Here is a 23077-nt window from a genome sequence, read left to right as displayed (position 1 = left end):
AGCACTATGGGTCTACTTTTCCAATAAACTTCTCAACCTCATCAGCCGTTCTTTCAGGATCTTCAAGTATCGGTACATGTCCGATCTCTTTCAAGATGACCAGTGTACTTCCCTGAATAGTGTCATGAAAGAGTGTGGCATTGTCAATGTGTGTCATCCTGTCTTTGTCTCCCCACAGTATCAGTGTGGGGATATGAATCTTTTTTGCAAGATCATTGAGGCAACAGACATCTTTATACATATCCTCATAGAGTATCTTTTCCAGATCACGTCTTTCACACTTCTCTTTCAGCATTGCCTCTTTTATGATATCCGGAATATAGGGAGGCTTATGCAAAGAGTAGTGTAAAAGTGTTTCCAGTCTCTCTTCAGTACAGACATCATAAAGCGGGTTTTTATCGGATCTTTCTACAAGTTTCACGCCATCACTTTTTGTTTTCTCCAGGCCCATAGCATCTATCAGAATAAGCGCTTTTAACGTCTCCTCATGACTTCCTGTATAGTGTAGAGCGATAGCCCCTCCCATAGAGTGGCCAAAGAGATAAATATCTTTCAGCTGCTTCGCTTCTACAAACGCATACACTCTTTCTGCCTGCTCGGACATCGAATATCCCAACGTCTTTTCTGAAATACTCTCCCCATGTCCCGGCAGGTCGATCACAATGACATGATACTTCTCATCCAATGCCTCGATCAGTCTATTCCATGTATCCTTATTCCCGCCAAAACCGTGGACAAACAGAAGTGTTTCATCACTTTTGACACTATTTTCAAGATAGACGATCTTTCCAAAATCCAAAGTGATGGATTTTTTCTCTAACCCTGCCGTGTAACGTTCATACGTCATGACCATACTGTAGAGTTTTGTTGAACTGTCCGTCATCAAACTCAAAACGGCAATTAACACAATAAGAATGATCTTTTGGATCGACATTTGCTATCCTATTTTCTATAAAGTGCACAACACCTATAGGGTGCTACGGGTTTACTCTCTTTCTCTTTCTCAAGATAGACTTGCTCCAGCCCCTCTTTTTCAAAAAGCATGAATTCATCTGCATACAATGGCCATGGCGGCCCGCCGTAACTGTCTGTATCATCCTGTGAATGTGCATAGACAAACAGTTCCCCCTCTTTGGCAACAAGAGAAGCAATGATACCCACCAGTTTTTCCCTGTCTGCAGGAGGCAAGGACTGAATGGTCAATCCTTCATAGACAAAATCATATCTGCCTACAGAAGATTCAGGCATCTTATAGATATCACCTACATGAAAATCAACCCTGCTATCAGGATGTCTCTTCTTCGCCAGGGCTATCGCGGAAGGAGAGATATCCAACGCTTCTACCTCATAGCCATGTTTTTCCAAGATCAGTGCATCATCACCTAAACCGCATCCGATCACCAGTGCTTTTTTACCTGAAACAGGGCCTTGCTTACTTAAATGTTTTTCCAAATAGATGTTGGGTGCAAGTGTTGCCCATGGGATAGATGAGAGATCATCATGGTCTGCATTCTCATAGACAGACTCAAAAAAGTTTTTCTTTTCCATTGTTACCTACTTTAAAATATACAATGATTATATCGTAAAGATATTTTGTTCAAGTGCCAATAGCTTCTTCTTTGCTTCCAAACCACCGGCATACCCTGTCAAAGTACCGTCTGCTCCGACAATACGATGACAGGGAATGAAAATAGAGATAGCATTGGCACCTACAGCGGAGGCTACAGCCCTGACTGCTGTTTTTTGGTCAATATTCGCCGCCAGTTCCTTATAAGAAACAGTGGTACCAAAAGGGATCTGGAGAAGTCCCTTCCAAACAGACTTTTGAAACGCTGTGCCAACCATCAACAAGGGTATATCAAATGTTTTACGTAAGCCTTTAAAATAGGCTTCCAGCTCCTCTTTGGCCAGATCCAGCACTCCGCTCTCCTCTTCGACAAAACTGGCATGAAGGCCTTTTTGTACTCTTCTGTCTACGGTTTCTCTACCCTTTCTGTATCGCCAGTCAGCCATACAGAGTCTGTTGTCATATGCCCCTAGGATCATCTCTCCTAGAGGTGTCTGGAAGTATTGAATGCTGACCCTGTTCATTATTATCCCAGTAAGGCTTTTTGCTTCTTGGTCAATTTCTTATACACCAGATCATAGGAATGGTCTATCAGCTCTTTCACTGTTTCCTCATCCACATCGGAACCTTCTACCGTCACGGTGTTCCAATGCTTTTTATTCATATGGTACCCTGAGATGATACCTTCATGAAGCGAACGCAACTCCAAAGCGTAGATCGGATCACATTTGAGATTGACCGATATAGGTCTCTCTTCAGAGGTCAAGGCAAACATTTTTTCACCAATACGATAGACACGGACCTTCTCATCAAACGGATAATCAAAGGTCACACCCTTTTTAGACTGTAAATAGGTATCTAATTGTTCAAAATTCATCGTCACTTTACCTCAATGTAAACGTAAATTGCTAATTTATCAACACTATAAAGTTAATGCTTTTATTTTAACAGTTTTCATTATAAAACCTCCTATATGGCACATTTTATAAGGTTTTCTATAGAGAGATACATATTTATGGTTCACAAACGTCGCTACAGCGAATAACCTTATAAAATATGTTAGATTATAAGGTTTTGGTTTTTAGGGTATAAAAAGTTCATAACGTTTGTCGTGAGCAATAGTTTCGCCGTAGGGTAAATTATTGCGTCTCCTCGCATTTGTTATGGTGTCATACTTAAAATTACTATTAGTCATTAATTGTTTGATACTTGACTTTGATCACTGCATACACCGCAACTACTACCTTTACATTGTAGTGAATTGAAATCAAAAAGAGTGGAATGTGCAAGGTCACCATCTGGATAAGGAACACCTTTCTTCAAGAAGAAGACAGCCAAATTGCCTCCATATAATTCAGCAGGTATTCTGATCTTTTTTAAGATAACATAGCCATTATCATAACTACAAATAGGTTTGAGTGAATTCATATTTATATTCATTGCTGTAGCTTTGATACTAGATGTTTTTAACTGCTTTAAGTACAGTTTATATCTTTCTTGTGCCCACGAATTCAAGTCATGTTCTGTTGCTCTTCGAATCATATTGTTCTTGAGCAAATATTCCATTCCAGCATTTCCAGCATTTGGTTCTGTTGTAGTAAAAAACGATTCAATAGAATTGTCATTTGAAGAATATAGCTTGGTCGATTTTGAGATTTCATTTCCAATGATTAAAGTGTCATTTTTATAATTGTCCGTATAAAGTACAGTAGTATTTTTCCCGTATACTTTATTAGAAAATGTATTTATTCTTACCAGGTCTCTTATTTTATGAGAAACACCGAGTAAATAACATGGATGCTCACCGTTGGAAAGCGTACTACTTCCTATAGGTATGTCTTTCGCTAAACCGCTTACTTCTTGCCCATAATATCCAGTTGTAAAAACAGCTTCAATTTTAGTCCCTTCTGTCCACTTGATATCCCAAATACACGGGCTATATGATGAAAGAATCAGTGCAACGGGTTTATTCGGTGAGTTGACCACAACTTTCACTAGAAATGCGCCTTGGTTACTATCATCAATAGTGTGACCTGTAACTTTACCCTTGGGAGCATCACTTGCATAGATCTGAATGTCGTCTGGTAATTCAAATTCATTGAATTCACATTGCGAATAAAGTTTTTTGATTTTGTCACTTTTAGTATTTCTACATCCAAAGCCCTGACATGACATTGTATTGAAATCGTAAAGTTTTGAATGCCCAAGTTTACCATCAGGATAAGGAACACCTTTTTCTAAAAAGAACGTTGCTGAATCTTTTTGATAAAAACTTGTTGGAATTGTAATTTTTTTTAGAATTATATATCCGCTACTCTCTATAGGTAATCTAGATGAAATATATTCTTTTACATCCTTAAGAGAAGGTGGTTCTATATTTATAGCCTTTAGTGTATCTGCTTGTTTTTTCCATTTGATAATAGAAGGAAGCTCTTGCATAAAAACCTTTAGTTCTTTTTGCTTTTGCCTTTCCCACCTATCAAAATCTTGGACTGTTGCTGTACGTATCATACCTTTTTGCAATAGCTGATCTAATGATTCTAAAGCAAAGGTGTTTACAGATATTAAAAGTAATATATACATGTAACGATTCATTGATTACCTTTTTTCAATTTATCTGTAAGTGACTCACAACTATTTATTAAAGGAACAAAGTATCCTCTTATTGAGTTATTTCAGTATTAAGAGTATATCTAAAATGTCTTATCCTCAAAACCTTATAAAATATATAACTTTATGACGTCTTCATCCTTTCCATATTCTATTTTAGATTATAAGGTTTTGACTTTTGTTATAATCTTTTATTCAAGAGGTGGAAGCATTAAATGAGAAAAATTATTTTAATTTTATTAATTATGTCTTTACAGTTATTTGGACAAGACAATAAGTATAAAGTCGGGTTTGTTATTCACGATTTTACTCCAGATATAGTTACAAACGTAAAGTTTAAATACCCGCAGAAAGCAAAAGACTTTGTTAAGGTGGAATATTTTGCACTTGGACTAGATGGATCTAAAGTATATGATGCTTCGTCAAATCCATTTAGTGTAGAAATACTAGGAGTCAGTCTTTCTGTAAATAAAAAGCTAAATTCTAAAAATGTAAAGTTATCTTATATAGATAGTCTCGGACATACTTATCAAAGAATTAAAAATCTTAATAATGAAAATGTGAAAGTTCTACATAGCAGTTCGCAAAATTTAATCAAAAATGAAAATATAGATCAAAAGGTATGGACAATAAAAGATATCGAAACTGCTAAAACATTCTTATATGGTTTGGATAAACCAATATTGGGGAAAATCTTGCTTTGTATTCCAGATCCAATGGAAGAAAGTAGTAATGGAGTTACTTTGAAAATTAAATCGGATGTTCAGCTTGAATCACTGGCAATTTTTACGAATAATAATACTTATGCAACTATTGCTACCATGAATTTTTTTAATAAGACTATCCCTGATTATATTAGTATTAGTATGAAAAAAGATGGAAAAATTATTATAGTTGGAAAAGGAATAGATGGTAAATTATATCAAGTTTCTCATGATATACGATTTGTCAAAGCAGTAGACAATGGAAATATAAATTGCCACTATTAAATTGTGTACGATTTATATCGAAAATGTCTTGTTTTCAAAACCTTATAAAATATATAACTTTATGAGGTTTTTATTATTCTTGTCTACTTGATATAAGACGCACTTCTTCGGTTATAATTTCTGCACATCTACTAGGGCTTGCTTGTAATATAAAATGGTTTCCATTAACTTGAAAAATATTAATGTTTTTACAAATTTTTTGCCAACTTCTTAAAGATTTATTTGGAACAAGTTTATCATTGGAAGCTTGTATATAAGTTGTTCTGAGCTCAAAACTTTTATCAAGTGTTTTCAGTTGTGCAATTTCTTTTAGCCTATAAACAATTACGTTTGGAGACACTTTTTTAATGGTTGTTTTAAATAAATCAATAATCTCGGTTTTTGCTGAGAATCCTAAAAAAAATAATTTAATTATTAGAGTAGGTATTGGCAAAGAGAATATTCTACTATTTGGGATAAATTTTAATAAAAGAGGTCTTGGATTTTCTAAAAAAGTTGCAACTAAAATTAAAGACTTTAATTGCTTCGGTTTTCTAAGTGCAATTTGATATGCAATTGGCCCTGAAAATGATTCAGCCAATAAGATAAAATCTTCTTTAGGAAGACTAGATATCACATATTTAACAAGATCATTGTATGACTGTTTGTTTTTTAAATCATAGTCAATGACTTGCACTCTTATTGAACTAGGTAATACGTCAGTAAGTGGTTTAAATAAGTCTCCCGTTCCATCAAGGCCAGGAAGTAAAACAAGTTTCATCTTTTGAATTTACCTTTTGATATTTAGTATTAAGAGTATATCAAAAATGTCTTGTTCTCAAAACCTTATAAAATATATAACTTTATAAGGTTTTAGTGCAAGAAGAAGAAATTCAACATTACTAGGGTAAAGTAACAACAAATAGAACATTTAAAAAGGAGGGCAAATCATGAGCCCTACAAATAAAGAGCTGCAACTGCGTAAAAACTGTAAGCTATATGTCTACCTGCTGGTATCACAGGGTAAAGAGGTTCCAGAAGAGGTACAAGAGTGTGCAAATTCGTATGATTTTGACTTTCTTGTTGACTGTGTTGCACAGTTGTCTGCCGAGATCGAAGGCTTAGATAGCGATGCGTTTGAGAAGATAGTAAATAACAAAGAGTCAGACGAGGCACGTGAACTTGCCTACTGGTGGGAGATGCACCAAATGGCTAACAGCCTTGGAGAGAAGATCGTCAAGACCTGCTTATAGGGTTTGGCCGGATTTTAACTTATGTCTCCAGGCAGTATATGCCGAGTAGGATGGATTTCCCTCTACCATCATATCGTATGCATGTTTGTAGCTGCAGTTATTCTTTTCCTTATAGGCGTTAAGTACCTCTACCACCATCTCTTTATCTGCTTGTTTGTAGGTGCCACTCAATGACTTGACCAGATTGATCGGTTCCATGTGCATACTCATATCCATGAATATCCTTTTTTATAAAAGTTTACATTAATACTCATTCATATCCTCTTTATCCTTCAGAAGCCATCTTTTCAAAGAAACCCAAAACCTCTTTTATGATCTGGGTTTCATCTTCTGACTTTGGACAAAAGTCCAGATGGACATTGATATCATATTCTTTACAGGCATCTGCAAAATATGCCGTTTCATCTTCCAACACATTTTCATTCTTACACAGGTAAAAAACAGGAAAGGCATCCGTACCATTTAAAAAATTGGTCAGATCATTTTCTTTAGCGGGTGTATTTGTACCCTTTGTCTCTTCCAGTCTTATACGAGGTGCATCTGCATAGACGGCATTTGCCCTGCACAAAATTCCCTGTAAAAGAGCGTCATAACCACCCATACCGCTCCCATAGAGATAGATATGATCTTCACACTCATACTCTTCGGCGATCTGTTCTATCAGTTTTTGTAAAAGAGCTTTGTTTTCAGATCCAAAATGATCCAGAGGCGTGAGTACATTCCACATCTTATGTTCAAAGTGTGTTGCTTTCTCATCTAAGATAACGATCAAGGGCACGAAGTTAGAAATTAAAGCTGCGGGGGTAAAACGGTAAAAGAGTTTTTGATTCTTATCATCTTCAATAGTTAAAATCTCTTCATTACCCATTGTTACGCTACTCCTGTTTTAAATCTCATTGATCTATCAATCGACACCAAGAAACCTGTTATTTGACTTTTGTATTCTCTTCGAGTTTGATATTCTCAGGGTTGATAAGGCTTTCAATGTCTGCATTCGTAAGTGTTTTCTGCATGAGGGAACCTTTGTCAAGGTCAAGTGACTTGAACTGGTGATCCTCCAGAAGTTCAACAAATTCAAAGATCTCTTTAGTAATCGCAAACTCACCTTCGGTGACCCTTAGCTTTTTAAAATGTTCCAAAATGGTCTGCATGGTTTGACTTTCACTCTCTTCTATCTTTTGATTGCCAAATGCAATAATATAGACACCCGCCTGGACAGCTGACTCCACAAAATTTTTGATCCTTCTCAACTCAACTTCTTCTGTAGGGAAGTTTTCTAAATTGATCAGTACCAGATGATACATCTGTCTCAGTTTGGATTTTTGATTATGTTCACTGATGGTTGGCCTGTTGCAGCACAGCAACTCTTTATGACGAGAGATCACTGTCTCTTCAAGCTCTTCAAAAAGCGCTGACATCATCTTCGGATCATAGGCTGTTCTATAGAGCTGAATATACTGTAGGGGCGAAAGATTATAAAACTTCTTTCTACCCACATCAAAAAGATCCACTTTTAAACTCTCATGCGGCATGGTAGAGAGCAGTTCCAAACAAAGACTCTCCAGCAGTTTGTCAGCCTTTGCTTCAGAGACATCATCATACAAGAGACAGAATCCACCATCACTGCTGAGCGTATACAAAGGAATACTATCATTATCTTTGTGTAGATCTCCTATATGAAATCCCCATGGAAATGCATAATTCTCATCTTTTTCTACCATACTCTTCTTCTCACTTCTTTTTTGGGCGCATTATAACACTAAATCGGTTAGGAGGTTCTCTTCTTGACTTGAAGAGCATTCCAAAGTATCTCTTTTAAAAAATCCTCGTGCACTACATTAACCCGTTGTAGAGTCCACTGCCTATCACTTTATAGACAATAGGTGCTTCAAAACTGTCATCCATACGCACACCGCCTATGATACCCACCGGGTGCTTGGAGTATGTAGCGGCATCAAGGAGTGTCTCTCCTCCGACATGGGCTTCACTTTTCGTGTTCGTAGCTCTATAAGCCCCTAAACCAATATAATCAAGGTCCAAGGCATTTGCCTCGAGTATCTCCTCTTTATCATGTGTTGAGAGTCCCAGGACCTTGGTTCCTATCTTTTGACGCACCAACTTCACTGCTTCTTTCAGATCATGACTGTATTCACGAAGGTCCTCTTGCCCAAGATGCAAGCCGTCCGCATAGGCTATAAGTTCAATCGTATCATTGATAATGAGTATGCCGTCATAAAGTGCTCGGATGATCTCCAGATCCTCTTTTTTTTCTTCGAGTGAAGCCCCTTTATTGCGGTATTGAAGTATGGGTATATTAGGGAATGTAGAGATATGTTGAAGAAGTATTTGTAGAGAGACACCCCTTTGCTTCAGTGTCTCTTTGTCAACCAGTGCATAGATCATACGCGTGTTCTAACTTACCTTCTTGTTAAAAAGTTTGAAGAGGTCAGAAAGTGTTTGATGCATGTCAGGACGATTTACGATCATATCGATAAGTCCGTGCTCCAGTAGGAATTCCGAACGCTGGAAACCTTCAGGAAGATCAACACCAACAGTTTGTTTGATAACCCTTTGACCTGCAAATCCTATAAGTGCACCCGGTTCTGCCATGATGATATCACCCAGCATAGCAAAGGATGCAGATACACCACCCATCGTAGGGTCTGTCAAAATAGAGATGAAAGGCAAACCTTTCTGGTGCAGTCTGTTGAGTGCCGCAGATGTTTTGCTCATTTGAAGCAGCGAGTAGGTACTCTCTTGCATACGTGCACCCCCGGAAGCAGAAACAATGATAAATCCGCACTCTTTCTCAATAGCTCTGTTGATACCGCGAACGATCTTCTCACCTTCGACTGACCCCAAGCTACCACCCATAAATGAGAAGTCAAATACTGCGATCTCAACGGGTTGACCGCCGATCGTACAAGAACCGCTCATGACAGAAGAGGTTTTACCTGTTTGTGCTTTGGCATCTTCTATACGCTTTTTATATGTCTTTTTATCGGAAAACTTTAAAGGATCTACAGGTGCCAAAGTAGCATCACACTCTACAAAAGATCCTTCATCTACGATAGAGGCTATACGCTTTTCAGCAGAGATTCGGAAATGATGGTTACATTTAGGACATACATTTTGCTGAGCTTCTACCTCTTTATAATACATCAAAGAGGTACATTTTGGACATTTTATCCACTGATTGAGTGTTTCTTGTGTTGATACTGTTGTGGCTTTTTTAAAAATATTTCCAAACATTCTTACTCCTGCATGCCTATAGTTTAGTGATTAATGATTCTATTCGCATTGCTATGCTTTTTTCTTTCGATACTATAACATAATCCGCCTCAACAATTACTTCTAAGCCTTCACAAAGTGCTAAACCTGCGGCAAAATCGTAAATTCGAAACTCCCCCATAAAAAGTACATAACTCACAGTATGGGCATACGCCAATGAGAGTGCTATGGCACCGGGTGACCTGAACTTCAACTTTTCTTTGTCCAGTGCTGCAACCAAGCCTGGATTTGCATAGGCTTTTTCGAAGAGTCCTATCTCAGCCTTTTCACTGCGATACGGGTCATGATATCTATCTGAAAAAAGTTTACCCTGTTGTATTTTACTTGTGGAAGATTTGAAAAAGATATCTCTATTGGCAAGATTACAGACCACTGCAGCATCCAAAATACCTTCCGCATTCACTTTTGCAACAGAGGTACCGTAAAATGGAAAGAGGGAAAGGGCATTGGCTGAACCGTCTATAGGGTCGATAATGATCTTCTCTTCACCCTCACCTATGATACCGCTCTCTTCAGACTCTATTTGTCCAAAAGCACTTAAGTGCTTAACAAATATCTCTTCGGCAAAAAGGTCAAGTTTTGAACTGATATCACCACCAGCACCCACTTCGGTCTTTTCAAACCAGGAAGTATCAAAGCCCTCTTTTATAGCAGAGCTGATCTCTTCATTTGCTCTGATACAGGCTTGAATAAAAGGGGTCATAGAGCTTTTATTCGCCTTTTGCACCCGTAACAATGGTAGGTTTAATACCACGTGGCGCTACCATCCAGAACTTACGTATTTCACTTCTGAAGTTATTGAGGATATAGGCTGCTCTTTTACTTCCTGTCTTTGCGACATAGTCTTTCAGAAGTGCTTTGAGTTCAAACATCTCTGAATCCCATTCATCCGTATCGATACGCAGTGGTTCAACAAGCTCAGGATTTACCTTTTCGTAAAAATGACCTTCCATGTCATAGACAAATGCCTTACCACCTGTCATACCTGCACCAAAGTTCACACCTGTCTCACCGAGGATCACAGCAACCCCACCGGTCATATATTCACATGGATGGTCACCCGTACCTTCAACCACCGTTGTTGCACCAGAGTTACGTACACCAAAACGCTCACCTACTTTACCGTGAATATAGAGTGTTCCACCTGTTGCACCATACAGACAGGTGTTTCCACCAAGTGCAAACTCATGCCCTGCATTGTCAGAAGTGATCACGATCTGACCACCGCTCATACCTTTACCGATATAGTCATTTCCAGCACCATGTACATTGATGTTGATACCTTGTGCCAGGAATGCACCAAGAGACTGTCCTGTCGTACCTTTTACATTCAGTGTGATCGTACCATCCGGTAAACCTGCATTTCCGTGAAGTGCAGCAATTTCTCCTGAAATACGGGTTGCAAAACTTCTATTGAGGTTTGAGATCTCTTTGTTCAGTACGATCTTTTGTCTCGGATCTTTGATCGTTTCCATCACTTCTTCTAAGATCTCTTTCTCATACTCATTTTGATCATACGGTTCATTGAACGGCACCTGACATGTGTTATTACCTTCGATATCATAAAGCAATTCATCAAAGTTAAACTTCTTTGCGAACTCATCATCTATCACTTTAAGCAACTTATTCTGTCCAATGATCTCTTCGAGTGATCTGTACCCAAGTTGGGCGAGGATCTCTCTTACTTCCGTTGCTACCAATGTAAAGTAATTGACCACTTTTTCCACATTTCCTGTGAATCTTTTTCTCAAGTGTTCATCTTGTGTCGCAACACCTACACCACAGGTATTCAAGTGACATACACGCAGCATGATACAACCGACAAGTACCAGTGCACCTGTACCAAATGCATACTCTTCTGCACCCATAATAGCTGCTTTAACAATATCAAGACCTGTTTTAAGTCCACCGTCGGTCTCAACAGTGACTTGACCTCTTAAGTGGTTTGCTTTCAATGCATTATGTGCTTCAATAAGACCTAACTCCCAAGAGTTACCTGCAAATCTTATAGAACCGATCGGTGCAGCACCTGTACCACCATCCGCTCCGGAGATAATGATCTTATCTGCATATGATTTCGCTACACCTGCAGCGATCGTACCTACACCTGCAGTTGATACAAGTTTCACTGCAACTCTTGCATGCGGGTTCACCTGCTTCAAGTCGAAGATAAGCTGTGCCAGATCCTCGATAGAGTAAATATCATGGTGCGGTGGTGGTGAGATCAATGTGACTCCCGGTTTCGTAAATCTCAGTTCTGCGATCAACGGAGAGACTTTACTTCCTGGAAGCTGTCCACCTTCACCCGGTTTTGCCCCTTGTGCCACTTTGATCTGAAGTTCTGTCGCAGATCTTAAGTACTCTGGTGTTACACCGAAACGTCCTGAAGCCACCTGCTTGATACTTGAGTTTTTCTCTGTACCGTAACGCAATGGAGACTCTCCACCCTCACCTGAGTTTGACTTTGCACCGATTCTGTTCATTGCTACTGCAAGTGTCTCATGTGCCTCCTGGGAGATAGACCCCATAGACATCGCTGCTGTTGAGAAACGTTTAAAAATCTCACTGAGTGGCTCAACTTCGTCAATACTAATCGGTTCTCTATCACTTTTAAGCTCATAGAAGTCACGTATAAACTTTTTGTCACGTTCATTAACAAGCTTCTTGACCTCTGCATAATCTTCAGCTTTTCCGCTCTCTGAAGCTTTTTGCATAGCAGAAATCGTTGGACGAGAGAAGTCATGGAACTCTTCACCTTTTTTATATTTATAGAAACCACCTTTGTAGAGTGAATTCTTCTTACCTTCAAATGCATCCGTAAAGGCACGTTCATGGTTTGAATTAAGACGGACATCGATATCTTCATACCCTAGACCTGGGAGCAGACCTGTTGCACCAGAGAAACAATCATCAACGATCTCTGTACTTAGACCGATCACATCAAAGAGTCTTGAGTTTCGATAGGATGCAAGTGTAGAGATACCCATTTTGGACATGATCTTCATCAGTCCTGCACCCATAGATCTTCTAAATTGCTTTAAAAGAGGTTTGATCGCTTCATTACCCGCTTCCAACTCTTCCACTGTATAGTAGAGTAAGTAAGGGAAGATCGCCGCAGCACCAAAACTAAGAAGACAGGCTGCAGAGTGCGGATCAAATACTTCACCGGTCACTGCCACAATACTGGTCAAATGTCTGATATTTGCTTTGAGAAGCTCTTGATTAAGACGTCCTACAACCATAAGCATTGGGATCACTTTATTCTCTGCATTGAGATTTCTATCGTCCAGGATAATGGTTCTAACGTCATTTCTTCTTACATCTTCAATGATGCGTTCAGTCAGTGCATAGAGGCTCTCTTTTAGATCACCTTTATAGGTTGTATCATATTTCTCAGCTTTATAGCTCGGGTCATACTTCTCATTCCCTTTGGTACCAAACTCCTGAAGAAGAGAGAACTTCTCTGCAGACATGAGTGGAAGTACTGTTTTAAGACGCTTTGCATGCTCCGGACTGTCACTTAAAACATTGTGACTCTCACCAAAACCTGTGTTAAGACTCATCACCGTCTTTTCACGGATCGGGTCGATCGGTGGGTTGGTGACCTGAGCGAACTTCTGTTTGAAGAAATCAGTGAAGTTACGCTGTTCTGTTGAGAACGCCGCAAGCGGTGTATCATCACCCATGGCACCTGTTGTTTCTTTACCTTCGTTGATCATCGGTCTGATCACTTCTCTGATCACTTCAGAAGTAAAGTTAAAGTAACGCTGTTTAGCAGTCATATCGCCATAATTCACTTCAGAAGTACTTACATCTGTATTTGGCACATGTTCTTGCAGATAAGAGAGATTTGCAGTCAACCACTTATCATATGCATTCCCTGCTTTGAGATAATCATTGATATCACTGTTTGTAAGTACCTTTCCATGCTTCAGGTCAATTCCCATCATCTCACCAGACTGAAGTCTTCCACGCTCAACGATCTCTTCATCAGGTAACTTAAGCACACCATATTCTGAAGAGATAAGCAGCCTGTTGTCTTTTGTTCTGATATATTTTGAAGGTCTCAATCCATTTCTGTCAAGGACACAACCGATATAACGGCCATCTGTCATACTGACTGCCGCTGGACCATCCCAGGCTTCAAATGTTGCACTTGCATACTCGTAGAATGCTCTAAGTTCCGTATCCATCTGTGGATCGTTATGCCAAGGTGCAGGTATCAATGAACGTGCCGCTTTAAAGAAATCTACGCCATTCACACGTAGGAACTCCATAAAGTTATCCAGACTCGCTGAATCTGACATATCATCTTGAATGACATTTCTCAGTCTATCCATCTCTTCATCCGTATATATCACCGATTTCGCTGCTGCCATTTTCGCTTTTACATTAAATCTGTTCGCAGTCACAGAGTTGATCTCACCATTGTGGGCGATCATTCTGAACGGCTGTGCAAGTTTCCACTGTGGCAATGTGTTAGTTGAGAAACGTTGATGGAAAAGACAGAAAGAGATCTCAAAATCCTCATCGGCAAGGTCTTTGTAGAACTCTTTGATATGGGTAGGCATGACAAGCCCTTTATAAGAGATCACAGAGGTTGAGAATGAAGGGATATAGAACGTCTTATCTTCTATCAATGCTGCTTCGATCTCTTTACGAGAGAGATATACAAGTGCTTCAAAACGGTTGATCGCCACAGGTGAATTAGGTGCAACAAATACTTGCTTTATGGTTGGAAGTGAAGCAAGTGCCTGTTTACCGAGTGCATTGGTATCTACTGGTACGGTACGTGTGTAGATGATCTTAAGGTCATTGTTGTCACAGATCTTGTTGATGACATCAAAATCAGCTGGATTGTTTGAGAATACCATCGCAACAGCATAATTCTCCGGTAGGTGTACACCATTGGCTGTCGCTTCTTTAGCAAAGAATGACTTTGGCATAGAGAGAAGCAAACCTGCACCATCTCCTGTTTTACCATCAGCAGCTACCGCTCCTCTATGCATCATACGTGAAAGAGATGTAATGGCATCTTCCAAATTTTTGTGTGAAGGTGTGTTATCGATAGAGGCTAAGAGCCCAAACCCACAGTTGTCCTTAAATGAAGTAAATAAATCTTGCATATACCAACCTTAAAAATAATCTAATCGGAACATCATATAGCGCTCCTCGTAATTGGAGGGATTATAGCTAAAAGGTTGTTAAGCTTAGTTTACCAACGCTAGCCTCACTAAGAGGATATTTGGATATTTTAACTTGCTTTTGTCTATAATTTAGGCAAAAAGTAAAGGAATCACCATCAAAGGTTTTATACTTTCTGTCAGAAAAGCCAAAAATGAAGACACGATAGCACTTGTACTGAGTCCTACAGAAGTAAGAACCTATTACCGTTTTTTTGGTGCAAGACACTCCATTTTACAGCTTGGTAACCTGATAGATTTTGAAGTAGAAGGGGAAGGTGGAAGCTTTCTTCCCAGACTGCGTTCTCTCTCTCATATGGGGTTTCCCTGGCTCTTTGACAAAAACAGACTTCTGCTCTGGCATAACTTCATCAAACGCTTTGAACCGCATCTCAAAGATGCCGAAGAGATAGACTCTTTTTACTTTGACCTGCTTCTTTCTGCAGCCAAAAAGTGGGACAAACAAAACCCAAAACGCATCGTCTGTGAGTCTTACATCACGCTGCTCGAATATGAAGGAAGACTGCATCATGATGAGCACTGCTATATATGTGAAAACCGTATAGAAGAAGAGATCGCCCTCATGCAGTCGTTCATCCCAGTGCACCCGGCATGTATCTACACACCCGCCCTTCCTACCAAAAAAGTACTTGATTTTTTTAAGAGTAAAAAGACTGTCTTCTTGGAAGATCATGAAGTGGATTATCTTTTTGAGATTGTAATGAAGGGCCTTTGAGACTTACTTCTCTCATTATAATCTAGCATAGGTTCTTTGCAGTACTTCAGAAAACGTAGGGTGTGCCATGATGGTATTGCTGGCTTCAGAGATACTCATCTCGCCTACCAGTGCCATAGCTATGGAAGAGATGATCTCTTCCGCATCAGGTGACATGATTTCAGCACCCAGAATCAAACCATTTTCATCCGCATAGACAATCATTGCACCGTTTTGGGAATCATGAAATGCGGAACCCCCAAAATGATCGAGTGTCAAAATACTCTCTTTATAAGCGATGGATTTCTTCTCAAGCGAATCTTTGTTTTCTCCTACAGTGGCATAACTCATCGGTAAGGTATGGATAAATTTTACGACATGGTCATGATTAAGTTTTTTGGGGTTCTTACCCAGTATCTGCATCGTTACATTCAAAGCCTGTGCTCTTGCTGCATGTGCCAATTGCAGTTTACCGTTACAATCGCCTATGGCATAATGTTTGGCAAGTGTTGTTTGAAAAAATGCATTTGTTTCAATACCTCTGTTTACCCTGATCTCATCTGTAGCGATCACCTCCGTATTGGGCTGACGTCCTGTAGCCACAAGCATCTGTTCATAATACGCAGAAGTGCCATCGTCAAATGTAACATGTACACCCTCCGAAGTATATTCAGCAGTGGAAACAGCGTGGTTTTTCAAGTGATTGATACCCAATTTTTCCATCTCTTTTTCCATGGCACTTTGCATCAGTGGATGTGATCTCTTTAAGAGCCTGCCACTGCGTGAGATCAAAGTTACCTCCACCCCAGAGGAGGCAAAAAAACTTGCCATCTCCAACCCAATAGCACCATCTCCATAAATGGCTATATTTTTAGGTAATTCCTGGAGTTCAAGTACATCATCACTTGTGATAATGGCCTTTGCATCATATACTATTCCCTCAGGGATAAAAGGAGAAGATCCGGTACCTATGACAATATGCTCTGCTTCATAGACTTCTCCTTCCACCTCAACCTTATGAGGTGCAATCAGATGCCCTTTACCTTCAATCAGTTCAACCTCTTTACATTGTGCTGTGATATTCTTAGTAATATTTGCAATAATTTTGGATTTTTTTTCACTGAGTCGTTGCATATCAAGCATAATACTTCCATTAAAAATACTTTCTTTGCTTTGACGCAGTGTATTTGCATAATGCAGAAACATTTTAGAGGGGATACACCCTTTATGTACACAAGCACCGCCTAATTGACCTAGTGAAGTTTCAACCAGTGCCACTTTAAGCCCTTTTTTTGCGGCAATGATCGCACCGGCATAATTGAGACCACCTCCAATATAAATGATATCATACATGTATGCTCCTCAAAAATGATATTCTGTTATGATTATACTCATAAACTATTATAAAGCGTACTTCTCAACCTTCACACATCATGTAAAAACTCAACATTGTTACATGAATCTTCCTGTCACATCTATGCTATAATCTGAAAAAAAAGTGACATTGCCATGAAATCATTCTTACTCCTGTTCTCTTTATCTCTCTCTTTGTGGTCGGCTGAAATAGATACAAAACTCTATGACGGAAACAATACTAAAAGCTATCTTGAAGAGATTGAAAAACGTATTGAGAGCGAACAAAAATCAGATCAGAACATCACTAAAGAAGATACAGAACGTATCGCTACAGAGCGAATGATCTTAGGAAAACTTGCAAATATGCTCTCTTTTACCTTGAAGGTGGATCCTATGCCTGATGCACTTCTTCCTGATGATAAAAACATAAGCAGTGAAAACTATGAGTCCTATCTCAATGCACTGACAGCTACGTACGCAAAGATCGATACGTTAAAAAAAGAACAGTCTGCTATGCAATCCAAGCGGCATTACTTGAGACAAAGTATCAATGATATTACCGTTGAAGATAAAAAGAACCTGCTGCTTTACCAATTGCAGTACGCATTTTATAAACTGAAAGGGGACAACCAGGAACGAACGATAAAAGCCTATGAGACTTTAATCACCCAGGGAGAAGAGCGCTTCAAACAGAAACTAAACCAGGTCACATTTGATATTCCTGCACTCGAAAAGAAACTGACACGGATCAATACAAAATTTTCTCCTGTGGAACAAGAAGCCGTTGCACTCAAACTGGCAAAAGAGCGTGAACTAATCGTCCGTGAAACAATTTCAGATACATTAAGTAAAAAATTTCTTTCCAACGATATGGATATGATGAGTCTCATCACCACAAAGATCGATCAAACCCTCATACTCTCTCTGGCTTATTTACAAAAAAAAGAGACCGAAAAAGCCCTCGACCTTTTCAATGCCGATACAGAAGAGTTACAGAGACTCACGCCGGATCTCAGGGATTACTATACAAACAAGCGTACTATTCTCAAGACAGTGTTCAAAGAGGTGGCAGGTAATGTAGCACTGGCCCTTTCAAATGTAGAGCAGAGTGCTGAAAGTATCTATGATTTTACCTATAGCAAGCTTACCGAAGCCCTTTTTGTATTTAATGAAAAAGGGATTTCAATTCTTGATATCCTCAAAGTCGTGTTGATCATTGTTCTAGGATTTATGATCGCTGCATTTTACAAACGGAAGATCGTGAATCTCGCTACGCAACGAGAAAAGATCTCACTTTCATCCGCAAAAGCGATCTCCAATGCCGGCTACTATATTCTTGTATTTATCACTTTGCTTGTTGCACTTAAAAGTATCGGATTGGATCTTTCCAACCTTGGACTGGTTGCAGGGGCACTCTCTATTGGTATCGGTTTTGGTCTCCAAACACTTGTTTCCAATTTTGCGGCGGGGATCATCCTCATGTTTGAGCGTACTATCCGTTTGGGGGATTATATAGAGATCTCTGATACCATCCGTGGTACGGTCAGCGATATGAGAATGCGCTCAACCACCGTCACGACCAATGACAATATTGATGTCGTCATTCCCAACTCCTCTTTTATCCAAAACAATGTCATCAACTGGACATTAGAGAATGATATCAGACGTATACATATCCCTTTCTCTGTTGCGTACGGCACAAGCAATGATAAAGTGGAAAAAGTGATCCTTGAAGAGCTAAGGAACAGTTCTATCAATTATGTGAAAAAAAATGCCAAATATCCTACGCTTATTTGGATGACCGCTATGGGATCAAGTTCAGTAGATTACGAACTTGTTGTCTGGGTCAGAGGACAATCCACCCTAAAACCTGCAGGGACCAAATCGGATTTTCTAAAATTCATTTATGCTACGCTCAACAAACACCATATTGAGATTCCTTTCCCTCAACTGGATCTGCATGTCAAAAAAAATGCATCCAAACAAGAACAAAGTGAACTCAAAAACGACGAGACAGAGTAAAAAACACGCTAACCTTCTCTTCCCGGTTGGATCTTATTGACCACTGCATACAGTGACGGCAGGTAGACGAGGTTCAAGACCGTACCCCAGATAAGACCGAATCCTATCGAAATAGCGATAGGCTGAAGGATCACTGCCTGTCCTGTTGCATAAAAGATCAGGGTGAAAAGCCCAAGGAATGTCGTGATCGAAGTGATCAGAATAGGACGGAGCCTTAACTTCGCCCTTTCATAGAATGTATCTGCATTATGCGTACCATGCAGGAAATCAAGCATGATGATACCATCATTGATCACAACCCCTGCGAGCCCTAACATACCTATGACCGAAGGCATGGAAAGGTTGACCCCGACCAGCATATGCCCCATCAATGCACCCAATAGACTGAATGGTATGACGGACATCACCATCAATGCATAACGGATCTTCGGAAAGATAAAAAGGAGTGTGATCAAGATCAAAAAGACTGCGATGATCAAAGAGCGTATCATATCATTTTTAAATTGCTGGTTTTTTTCCTGCTCTCCTAAAAGACTGACGTCAATACCTTCTTCCTGGATCGTATCAAGCAGAGGCCTGACCTGTTTAAGTACATCCACAGCCGTTGTTTTTTTCTTGTCTATGTTTGCAAAGACCGACTTGACTGTATTACCATCTCTTTTTTCGATCTTTTCGTACGCCCTTATCTTTTCGATATCCACCACATCGGTCAATTTCACCACACTTCCTGAAGGTGTAGGGATCATAAAGTTCATGAGTGTCTTTTCAGTATCCTTCATGATGGATTTTGTTCTGATCTCCATCACACCGTTCTGACTGAAGGTCATCGCTTTACGGCTGTCAAGGAAATAGCCCGAAAGTGTCTGTGCTATGCCTACTTCACTCATGCCCAGCTGTTCACCATAGGCATTAATACGTAACTTGTACTCCATCTTTCCAAGCTGTGCATTATTACCTACATCTTTCACATATGGAATCGCTGAAAGGTTCTCTTCAATTCTTTGCATTGCCTTTGCGATCTGTTCACTATCCTTGCCCGACAGATTGATCTGTATGTCATTTTTGATCAGGCCGGGTTTGTCTTCAAGTACGCCAAGCTCTTCAAGCTGATACTTTTCCATCATAGGTGCGATCTCTTCTCTCAGTTGCTGTGCAAGGTCATAGGTATGTTTCTTTCTGATCTTCTCAGGATCGTTGAAGAGAAAACTGAAATTCAAAATAGGATTGATATAGGCATCGATAAAACTCTGAGGCTCCATATCATAAAGCTCCATAGTGATGTAGAGCATATTGTCTCCATTTTCATCTGCCCCCGCAAGTGACCTTCTGTACCCCACAACGGTAGAAGTGGATTTAAGTGCATAGGTCTCTTTTTTTGTAAGTACATGCTTTTCCAACTCTTTGGCTATCTTATCTGTCTCTTCTATGGTAGTATCCATATTACTTTTCCCTGTAATGTAGAGATAGTTACCGTCAAAACTAGGGAAAAACTGAAAATTGAGCATCTTGATCGTAAGTATGGTCAAAATAGGTATCACTATGACAAAAGTAAATAGAAAGATATATTTAAAACGGATCACAAGATGCAGCAACGTCTCATATGCGTTCTGCAAGGGTTCCCAATTGATAAAATTCTTCTGCTTTTTGAGAAGCTCGTCCGCATGTAAGGGCAGAAAGAAAAAACTTTCAAGAAGTGATCCCAAAAGGATCATAATCACGGTGATAGGAATAAGGATAATGAAGTTTTTGATCTCTCCGGTGAGCATAAACAGAGGAAGAAAAGCGGCGATGGTTGTCAGTGTTGCCAAGGTGACGGGCAGGACCATCTCTTTGAGTCCTTGATAGACAGCCTCTTTTCTCTCCATACCCTCATTGATATGGCGCTGGATATTCTCAGAAACAACAATCGCATCATCGACGACGATACCTATGACGATCAGCCCTCCAAGCAAAGAAACGATATTGATAGAGTATCCTGTAAAATAAAGGAACATGACCCCTATGGCAAAAGATATAGGGATACCCATCACCACAATAGATGCGATACGCACATTGATCAGCAATGCCATAGAGAGGAATACTAGAACCAGTCCGAACATCAGGTTTGATATGACCGTATTGAGCCTGTCTTCGACCGGTTTGGAACTGTCCTGGTAAAAATCGAAATAGACGTCTGGAAACTCTTTGGTGAGTTTCTCTTTTGCATAGGTTTGCAGATCTCTGGAGATATGTATCGCATTCCCCTCAGGCCCTTTTGAGATGACCAGTGTAATGTTATTCCGTCCGTTAAAGGTCGAAAGTGTGGTATCTTGAGGATAAGTGATATCGACTTGGGCAACATCACCGAGCCTCAACTGCTTCTCTCCTATTTTAATCAGTGCAGATTCCCACTCTTCTTTACTCTCTTTACCGTTTACCGTAGAGAGAAAAATATAATTTCCGCTTTGTTTGATATCCCCGATGGGATAGATATAAGAGGTTTTTGAGATCGCATCAATAAGCGTAGCAGGGTCCAAGCCATAGGCTCTTACAGCCTCTTCATTGATCTGAACAGAGACTTCCTGATCTGCATCACCGTAGATCTGAACTTCACTGACGTAAGGATTTCTGGCAATTTTGGATTTCACCTCTTTAGCCGTTTCTATCAGTTGGCCTTTGGTCATATGCTCAGAGGAGAGAGAAAGTCTGATAAGCGGTCGATTGTGCATCAGTAACTCTGCCGTAGGTTCCGTCATATCTGAAGGAAGATATTGTCTGCTACGTGCGATGGCATCCTTGGCTTTATTGAGTGCATCTGTTTTGTCCGATCCCTCGTTAAGATCGAGGACGATAGAAAAAGTACCTGACTTGATGACTGTCTCTATCTTCTCTATACCCTGTATATTGCCTAGTTCATCTTCGATGTCACGCACTGCCATTTTATCAAGGTTGTCAGCACTGGCCCCAGCATAAGCGCCCCTGATAGCGATCTTATCCAAGGCAATTTCAGGAAAAAGTTCTTTAGGAATATTGTAATAGGAGTTTATGCCCAAAAAAAGGATAAAAATGAGCAACACATAATTAAGACTTTTATTCTCTATAAAGTAATGAATGATCCTCATCATGATGTATCCTTATTGAACGTCTTAAATTATATGCTTGTGATGTAAATTATAGTGATATACACAAAAAAATTCTACAGTTTTTTTAAAAATGCCGAAATGATAAAAATCATCGTTCCGTTCACACGACCTTGTATATGGGTAGGGTCACCTGGTACCATACGGATATTTTTCACAGTTGTTCCCTGCTTAGCGGTAAAACCTGCACCTTTTACCGGCAGATCTTTAATAATGCTCACAGAATCACCCTCTTGTAAGATCGTACCATTAGCATCACGTGTAGGCTCTTGTTCTTCAGTGGCCATACCTTCCTCTGCCCATGCTCTTACATCATCTTCAAGATACATCATATCAAGTTGATCCTGCGCGCCAAGCTGTGTAAGGAGTCTGAATGCCATCACTTGTACTGCAGGCTCTGTACTCCACATACTGTCATGAAGACAGTTCCAATGTTTTTCATCGTTTGTCGGATCATCTATAGAGGCTGCACACGTGCTACAGATCACTATAGATTCATCTTTTGGTGCAACTGCGTAAGCTGTAAGTCCCTCTTCAGAACCACATAACTCACATTTTCCACCGCTTCTTTCCATTAATGCTTTATCTATGCTCATTTTTTTCCTTTGCTCTCTATAAGAGTCGATATTTTACTCTATTAGTTTTAATCTAGCCCAAAAAAGCTCTATTTTTCAGGGTCTAAAATATGTTATCTCCAACCTTTACTAACAAAATATATGGTTTTATTTGACACCTTCTCTGTATTAAATGATTTAAATCAAAAATTAAAATGATAACTTATAACTCTTTTTAAATCTTTACTGAGTATAATCCATAAAGGTAAAAAGATTGAAAAGCTAAACTTGTTGTGAAGCAAGGACAGAAAGTCATGGGTCTTTTATGAAAAAGATCGCCAGACTACACAATAGAATATACCTGTGGACTATTCTACTTAATTCTATCTACACTTTATGCTTCAATACTTTTAAAAAATAAAGGGGTCTCCTATGGATC

The 23077-nt window shown here is 39.5% G+C and carries 20 protein-coding genes and 1 riboswitch; of the genes, 4 read left to right on the top strand and 16 right to left on the bottom strand.

All coding sequences use genetic code 11. The features are described 5' to 3' along the window. Positions 1-4 precede the first annotated feature (4 nt). From MN086_RS03405 to MN086_RS03385, 5 genes are all read right to left on the bottom strand, one after another. Entirely contained in the window at positions 5-934 is a 930-nt protein-coding gene (locus tag MN086_RS03405) for an alpha/beta fold hydrolase (RefSeq protein ID WP_248576656.1), read from the bottom strand. Between the two features lie 8 nt (positions 935-942). Then, positions 943-1548 (bottom strand): bifunctional 2-polyprenyl-6-hydroxyphenol methylase/3-demethylubiquinol 3-O-methyltransferase UbiG, encoded by a 606-nt coding sequence (locus MN086_RS03400; protein ID WP_248576655.1) that lies wholly within the window; start codon positions 1546-1548, stop codon positions 943-945. A 27-nt stretch (positions 1549-1575) separates the two neighbouring features. Then, positions 1576-2091 carry a methylated-DNA--[protein]-cysteine S-methyltransferase gene (locus MN086_RS03395; protein ID WP_248576654.1) on the bottom strand — a complete coding sequence of 172 codons (516 nt, stop codon included), beginning with the start codon at positions 2089-2091 and terminating at the stop codon, positions 1576-1578. A 2-nt stretch (positions 2092-2093) separates the two neighbouring features. Next, entirely contained in the window at positions 2094-2444 is a 351-nt protein-coding gene (locus tag MN086_RS03390) for an MmcQ/YjbR family DNA-binding protein (protein WP_248576653.1), read from the bottom strand. Between the two features lie 317 nt (positions 2445-2761). Then, positions 2762-4162 carry a hypothetical protein gene (locus MN086_RS03385; RefSeq protein ID WP_248576652.1) on the bottom strand — a complete coding sequence of 467 codons (1401 nt, stop codon included), beginning with the start codon at positions 4160-4162 and terminating at the stop codon, positions 2762-2764. Positions 4163-4392: 230 nt separating this feature from the next. Here MN086_RS03385 and MN086_RS03380 point away from each other — a divergent pair, with 230 nt between their 5' ends. Continuing rightward, positions 4393-5166, top strand: a complete 774-nt coding sequence (locus MN086_RS03380) for a hypothetical protein (protein ID WP_248576651.1) — start codon at positions 4393-4395, stop codon at positions 5164-5166. A gap of 73 nt (positions 5167-5239) precedes the next feature. Here MN086_RS03380 and MN086_RS03375 read toward each other — a convergent pair whose 3' ends face one another. Continuing rightward, entirely contained in the window at positions 5240-5926 is a 687-nt protein-coding gene (locus MN086_RS03375) for an alpha/beta fold hydrolase (protein ID WP_248576650.1), read from the bottom strand. 169 nt (positions 5927-6095) lie between these two features. On the opposite strand from MN086_RS03375, the gene MN086_RS03370 reads away from it, so the two are divergent. Continuing rightward, positions 6096-6398, top strand: coding sequence for a hypothetical protein (locus MN086_RS03370; RefSeq protein ID WP_248576649.1), 303 nt, complete (start codon positions 6096-6098; stop codon positions 6396-6398). Here MN086_RS03370 and MN086_RS03365 read toward each other — a convergent pair. The 7 genes from MN086_RS03365 to gltB form a co-directional block, all read right to left on the bottom strand. Beyond that, positions 6393-6614: a hypothetical protein gene (locus tag MN086_RS03365; protein ID WP_248576648.1), complete on the bottom strand. Its 222-nt coding sequence runs from the start codon at positions 6612-6614 to the stop codon at positions 6393-6395. The two genes, MN086_RS03370 and MN086_RS03365, sit on opposite strands and share 6 nt — an antisense overlap. A 49-nt stretch (positions 6615-6663) precedes the next feature. Then, positions 6664-7266 carry a hypothetical protein gene (locus MN086_RS03360; protein WP_248576647.1) on the bottom strand — a complete coding sequence of 201 codons (603 nt, stop codon included), beginning with the start codon at positions 7264-7266 and terminating at the stop codon, positions 6664-6666. Positions 7267-7324: 58 nt separating this feature from the next. Then, positions 7325-8119 carry a hypothetical protein gene (locus MN086_RS03355; RefSeq protein ID WP_248576646.1) on the bottom strand — a complete coding sequence of 265 codons (795 nt, stop codon included), beginning with the start codon at positions 8117-8119 and terminating at the stop codon, positions 7325-7327. A 112-nt stretch (positions 8120-8231) separates the two neighbouring features. After that, positions 8232-8801: a thiamine phosphate synthase gene (locus MN086_RS03350; protein WP_248576645.1), complete on the bottom strand. Its 570-nt coding sequence runs from the start codon at positions 8799-8801 to the stop codon at positions 8232-8234. 9 nt (positions 8802-8810) lie between these two features. Beyond that, positions 8811-9650, bottom strand: coding sequence for an acetyl-CoA carboxylase, carboxyltransferase subunit beta (gene accD, locus MN086_RS03345; RefSeq protein WP_248576644.1), 840 nt, complete (start codon positions 9648-9650; stop codon positions 8811-8813). 16 nt (positions 9651-9666) lie between these two features. Then, positions 9667-10392 (bottom strand): inositol monophosphatase family protein, encoded by a 726-nt coding sequence (locus MN086_RS03340; protein ID WP_248576643.1) that lies wholly within the window; start codon positions 10390-10392, stop codon positions 9667-9669. Between the two features lie 7 nt (positions 10393-10399). Further along, positions 10400-14815: a glutamate synthase large subunit gene (gene gltB / locus MN086_RS03335; protein WP_248576642.1), complete on the bottom strand. Its 4416-nt coding sequence runs from the start codon at positions 14813-14815 to the stop codon at positions 10400-10402. Between the two features lie 169 nt (positions 14816-14984). Here gltB and recO point away from each other — a divergent pair, with 169 nt between their 5' ends. After that, positions 14985-15608, top strand: coding sequence for a recombination protein RecO (gene recO / locus MN086_RS03330; RefSeq protein ID WP_371875214.1), 624 nt, complete (start codon positions 14985-14987; stop codon positions 15606-15608). A gap of 15 nt (positions 15609-15623) precedes the next feature. On the opposite strand, the gene MN086_RS03325 is transcribed toward recO, so the two are convergent. Further along, on the bottom strand, positions 15624-16940 hold the full coding sequence (locus tag MN086_RS03325; RefSeq protein ID WP_248576641.1) for an NAD(P)/FAD-dependent oxidoreductase: 1317 nt from the start codon (positions 16938-16940) through the stop codon (positions 15624-15626). Positions 16941-17096: 156 nt separating this feature from the next. Here MN086_RS03325 and MN086_RS03320 point away from each other — a divergent pair, with 156 nt between their 5' ends. Continuing rightward, entirely contained in the window at positions 17097-18965 is a 1869-nt protein-coding gene (locus tag MN086_RS03320) for a mechanosensitive ion channel family protein (RefSeq protein ID WP_248576640.1), read from the top strand. 8 nt (positions 18966-18973) lie between these two features. Here MN086_RS03320 and MN086_RS03315 read toward each other — a convergent pair whose 3' ends face one another. Together MN086_RS03315 and MN086_RS03310 are read right to left on the bottom strand one after the other, a co-directional pair. Next, complete coding sequence (locus MN086_RS03315; RefSeq protein ID WP_248576639.1) at positions 18974-22069, bottom strand: efflux RND transporter permease subunit; 3096 nt, start codon at positions 22067-22069, stop codon at positions 18974-18976. Positions 22070-22140: 71 nt separating this feature from the next. After that, the gene (locus MN086_RS03310) at positions 22141-22680 is read right to left on the bottom strand and encodes an alkylphosphonate utilization protein (RefSeq protein ID WP_248576638.1); all 540 of its coding nucleotides are present in this window, start codon (positions 22678-22680) and stop codon (positions 22141-22143) included. A 229-nt stretch (positions 22681-22909) separates the two neighbouring features. Then, a riboswitch (cyclic di-GMP riboswitch) is annotated at positions 22910-22989 on the top strand. Positions 22990-23077: the final 88 nt, after the last annotated feature.

Source organism: Sulfurovum sp. XGS-02 (genome assembly GCF_023213175.1).
GTDB lineage: Bacteria > Campylobacterota > Campylobacteria > Campylobacterales > Sulfurovaceae > Sulfurovum.
The sequence above is the reverse complement of the archived record's forward strand: the minus strand, read 5'-3'. Positions and strand labels throughout refer to the sequence as shown.